The 4,131-nt window shown below is 71.4% G+C and carries 4 protein-coding genes and 2 pseudogenes; 3 read left to right on the top strand and 3 right to left on the bottom strand.

Annotated elements, in window-relative coordinates:
* Positions 1 to 164: 164 nt before the first annotated feature.
* Both BFF77_RS20915 and BFF77_RS20920 read right to left on the bottom strand, forming a co-directional pair.
* Positions 165 to 1,268, bottom strand: coding sequence for a ParB/RepB/Spo0J family partition protein (locus tag BFF77_RS20915; RefSeq protein ID WP_079125350.1), 1,104 nt, complete (start codon positions 1,266 to 1,268; stop codon positions 165 to 167).
* 305 nt (positions 1,269 to 1,573) lie between these two features.
* Positions 1,574 to 2,272, bottom strand: a pseudogene (locus tag BFF77_RS20920) (enoyl-[acyl-carrier-protein] reductase FabV); the annotation flags it as partial.
* A 56-nt stretch (positions 2,273 to 2,328) separates the two neighbouring features.
* Here BFF77_RS20920 and BFF77_RS38230 point away from each other — a divergent pair.
* Positions 2,329 to 2,517 (top strand): hypothetical protein, encoded by a 189-nt coding sequence (locus BFF77_RS38230; RefSeq protein WP_066952209.1) that lies wholly within the window; start codon positions 2,329 to 2,331, stop codon positions 2,515 to 2,517.
* A gap of 62 nt (positions 2,518 to 2,579) precedes the next feature.
* Positions 2,580 to 2,729: pseudogene (locus BFF77_RS38235) on the top strand (short-chain dehydrogenase); the annotation flags it as partial.
* Positions 2,730 to 2,759: 30 nt separating this feature from the next.
* Here the strand turns inward: BFF77_RS38235 and BFF77_RS20930 are convergent.
* Complete coding sequence (locus tag BFF77_RS20930) at positions 2,760 to 3,509, bottom strand: DUF4232 domain-containing protein (protein WP_066952211.1); 750 nt, start codon at positions 3,507 to 3,509, stop codon at positions 2,760 to 2,762.
* A gap of 193 nt (positions 3,510 to 3,702) precedes the next feature.
* Between BFF77_RS20930 and BFF77_RS20935 the strand changes: the two genes are divergently transcribed.
* Positions 3,703 to 4,131 (top strand): helix-turn-helix domain-containing protein (locus BFF77_RS20935; RefSeq protein ID WP_425424406.1); only part of this gene is annotated, 429 nt, incomplete at its 3' end.

The raw sequence follows: 4,131 nt of genomic DNA on the forward strand, positions 1-4,131 counted from the left end.
CCGCACGCGCCCCCCACTCGGTACGCCCCCTTCGACCCCGTAGGACGACGCCGGCCTCCAAGACCCCGAAGGGACCTCAAGACCGACGTCGCGCCACGGCCCGAACCAGCCGGCAGGTCCCGAATCCGTGTCCGGTCACCCTGCATTCCCGTGCTGTGAGAGATTCACGCTTCTTGCCGCTGTTTCTCAAGCTCGTCGGCTATACGCAGCCACAATTCCCCGCAGGAGCGTGCGACGGTCGCGATCTCGTCGACCCAGTGCGGCGGCACGCCTTCCACGCCCACCATCAGGTCTTTCGCGTCGATCGCGTGCGTGTCGTACCAGCGGAACAGGGCCCGGCCCGATTCCGAGTACTTCAGCAGGGGGTCGCGCAGCAGCTTGGGCCGCACCACCGACCAGTCGGTGGAGGTGAAGACGATGGATCTGGCGCGCGTGGAGAGCAGGTGACCGACGGTCTTGCAGGCCGCCTCCCGTTCACGCCCGCCCTCCTCGTCGGCCTCGGAACCCACTCCGACCAGGCGCAGTCTCGGCGGAAGCGGGTCCGCGCCCCGCTGGATCCGCTGCCGGACATCGCGCGCCGTGGCCACGGAGACCCCCGCTTTGCGCGCCACTTCGCGCAGCGGCATGTCCGGATGTGCCGTGACGACCTCGCCGGCGCGCAGGCGCCCCTGGGCGTAGTCGACCGGCCGGACCCGGCCGTCCCGCCCCACACGGGTGTTCAACTGTGGTGAGTCCTCAGTTGAACTCTCCGCCATGATCCTTCGCAAAGAGCCCACCGTCTTGGCGGCGAGCCCGGTCACCGCGGCGACGGCCCGGTCCGACCACCGGGGCTGCGCGGCGAGGACGCGGCGCGCGGCGGCCTCACGGTCCGCCCGGGAGAGGGGCAGCCCATGGGCGATGTTCTCCCGCACCGCGATCAGGAAGAGCAGCTCTTCCGGCCCCTCGAAGAAGCGGACCTCAATGTTTTCCTGGCCTCTCAACAAGGCTGCCAGGCACCGGTGCGATCCGTCTATGACACGCATCGACTGCCGGTGTACGACAATCGGCGGCAGGCGGCCTTCGATATTCGCCAGAACCTGGGCGTGCGCATGGTCCTCGCCTGCCAGTCGAGGGGAATCGCCGGGGAGGATCGACCGTATGGGAACGGATTCGACAGAACTTAATTCGATCGATAATCCGTGTGGATATTCGATCCGTCTCTTCGGAATTGTGTCGTCATGCTCGCGCAATCCGTCCGAGGTGGACAATTGCGCCCCCGTGCCACCCATCGAGGATCCTCCTGCCTGAGAACTGACTCCGGCACGCACTGTTCCTGGGGATGAGTAATTTCACTCCGCCATGTTTACGGAGTGGGAAATGGAGCGTGCTGAGAAGACTAGTGCAACCGTTCGGCTCTGTCATCGGAGAGACATGTGACGTCTCCTGTTCCGATTTAGGAGCAGACGTACAGCAGGGCCTCGCGTTTTCAGGAGTGTCATGAATGAGGCTCTGTCGCGGGTGGTGACGGGGTGTGCCGCCGGCCGGGCGATCCGTTCGGCCTGCGGCCACACCTTCAAGGTGATCGACCCGTCGGTTACGGTTGCCGAGGAGGAGGTCGGGAAACGGGGACGGGCCAGGGGACGTCGGTCTCGACGGGCGCCGTGCAGCCGATGCCGGGCACGGCGAAGCCGTACAGACGCAGGACCTCGGTGTGGAACCAGTCGAGGTCGGCGAGGCCGGGAACGGTGGCGGTGGTCGCCGCGTTCCACCGGTCGGTGACGGCGGCCTGGACGTCGGGGGCGAGTTCCCAGGTGTCCAGACGTACGCGGCCCTCGTCGTCCGGGTCGAGCGGCCGGACACCGGTGAGCTGGTCCCACAGCTCGGTGAGCTGGCCGACGGGCGGCACCATCGCGTCGCCGAGGACCCCGCGCAGCAGTCCGGCGTACAGGGCGATACCGGGGATGGCGGTCGAGGACTGGGTGACGGCGGCTCCGTTGACGGAGGTCACCGCCCGGCCGCCGACGAGCCCGGCCAGGCGCTCGTCCAGTGTGCGCGCGGTCTGTTCGAGGTGGGCCTTCGCGGCGCCGATGGTGCCCTGCCGGTAGATCGCGCCGGTCAGTGGGGAGCCGATGCAGGAGAGGGCGGCCGTGGTGAAGCCGTCCGCGAGGAGTCCCCGGCCGGCGAGACGGTCGATCCAGCGTTCCCGGTCGGCGCCGCCCATCACCGCGACCGTCCGGGCGATGTCGTCGTCCCGGGCCGGCTCCGTCTCGACCTCCTGGACCTCGGGCGTGCCGATCCGTCCGCCTTCCGGGACGCCGTGCGGCGCCGCCGGCACCCGGCTCAGCCGCCGTGCTCGCCACCGAGGGCGTGCCGCCGCAGCGGACCGGGCTCGCGGGCGGTGTGCTGAACAGCGCGATGGAACTCGGCCCGACCGTCCTGTCCGCCGTCCTGCCCGCGCTCGGCGGCGACGCCCGGCCGCCGACCGCGACAGCGGTGGCCCTCGCTGTCCTCGGCCTGCTGAACCACCTCACCAAGTGATCCGTCATCCGGAGGAGTCGCCGCAATGAACCGCTTCACCGGCAAGACCGTGCTCGTCACCGGAGCGGGCTGCCGAGCGGGTCACGTCGCAGAACCCGCTCGGCCGGGTCGCGGAGGCCGGGGAAGTGGCGGCGGTGCTCCACCTGTCCTCGCCGGCGGCCGGCGCGGTGGTCGGGACCGACCTGGTCGTCGACAGCGGGTCGTCGGCCTGACGGTCCGTACGAACCCGGCGGGCCCGTGCGTCACCAGGCCAGGGCGTCGCCCATGTCCGACTGCCAGTACGAGACGCTGAGCGAGCTGTCGATGTACACGCCCTTCGCGGGCAGTGACGGGCGGGCGGCGCCCTGGCCCTTGTCGAAGTACACCGTGAGGGACTTGGCGGTGTAGCCGTGGGAGCCGCTGCCGTCCGCGGCCGAGAGAAGGACGCTGGCGTAGCCCGACTCACCGGGGGCGAGCGTGACCACGGCCTGCGGCTTGGAGTCCTCGATGGCCGGCGGGACGGCCTGGGCCTCGGCGAACCGGACGGCCGGGTAGCCGATGAGGTCGCAGTTCTTCGAACCGGTGTTGGTGACGGTGAGCAGGAGGTGGTTCAGGGGGCGGGAGACCACCGTGGCGGTCGTCCTCGTGGAGGTGCCGGAGCAGGGGGCGGAGGCGGACGCCGAGCCGTGCGAGCCCGTGGAGCGCGAGGTGTTCGTCGTCCCGCTCGAACCGGCCGCGCCGCCCGTCGAGCCCGTCGAGCCCTTGGCGGCCGGGTCGGCGGAGTGGGCGGAGCCGGCCTGGCCCGCCGCCGTGGGCGCTCCCCCCTCGGTCCCGGGCGACGGCGTGCCGGACGCCGTGGGCGACTTCGCCGCGGCGGGCGCGGTGGCCGTGGACGCCGCGGACGCGCCCTCGTCGTGGACACCTTCTCCGTTGTCGCACGCCGTCAGCGTCAGCGCGGCGACCGCGAGTGCGGCGGCGGCGAGCGTACGGGTGCGGTTGATACGTGCGGACATGGGATCCCCCAGTGCGGTACGGGCTGTGCGCAGGCCGCTCGACCGGGTGCCGGGAGCGGCGTGCTTGGATGACCAGAGCTTGTGCGGTGATCCGTCCCGGCCGCCACGGTTGCCGGGACATCCGGGACGCCGGAATGCTCGCGCCAGCTCTGACCTGGGAGAATGACCTCTGCCTGGAATGACGGTCCGGGACGTGAAGAGAGGCGGAACAGTGACGGCGGACGGGTTCTCGGAGCTGCTGGGCCGGTTGAAGGAGCGGTCCGGGCTCAGTTACGGGGTGCTCGGGAAGCGGCTGCACATGAGCGCGTCCACACTTCACCGGTACGTCAACGGGGACGCCGTGCCGACGGACTACGCGCCCGTGGAGCGGTTCGCCCGGGTGTGCGGGGCGACGCCCGGGGAACTGGTGGAGCTGCACCGGCGGTGGATCCTCGCGGACGCGCGGCGGGGGCGGAAGGCGGCCCCGGCCGCCGCCGAGGAGGAGCCGGGGGCGGGGACGGCGCAGACCGTGCCCGGGGCGGCCGGGTCGCCCACGGCGGCCGAGGACGTGCCCGAGGCCGGGCCGGTCTCCCCGGCGGAGGCTCCCGCGGCGCGGCGCCGGCGAGGACGACGGTACGCCGGC

It is taken from the genome of Streptomyces lushanensis (genome assembly GCF_001700515.1).
Classification (GTDB): domain Bacteria; phylum Actinomycetota; class Actinomycetes; order Streptomycetales; family Streptomycetaceae; genus Streptomyces; species Streptomyces lushanensis.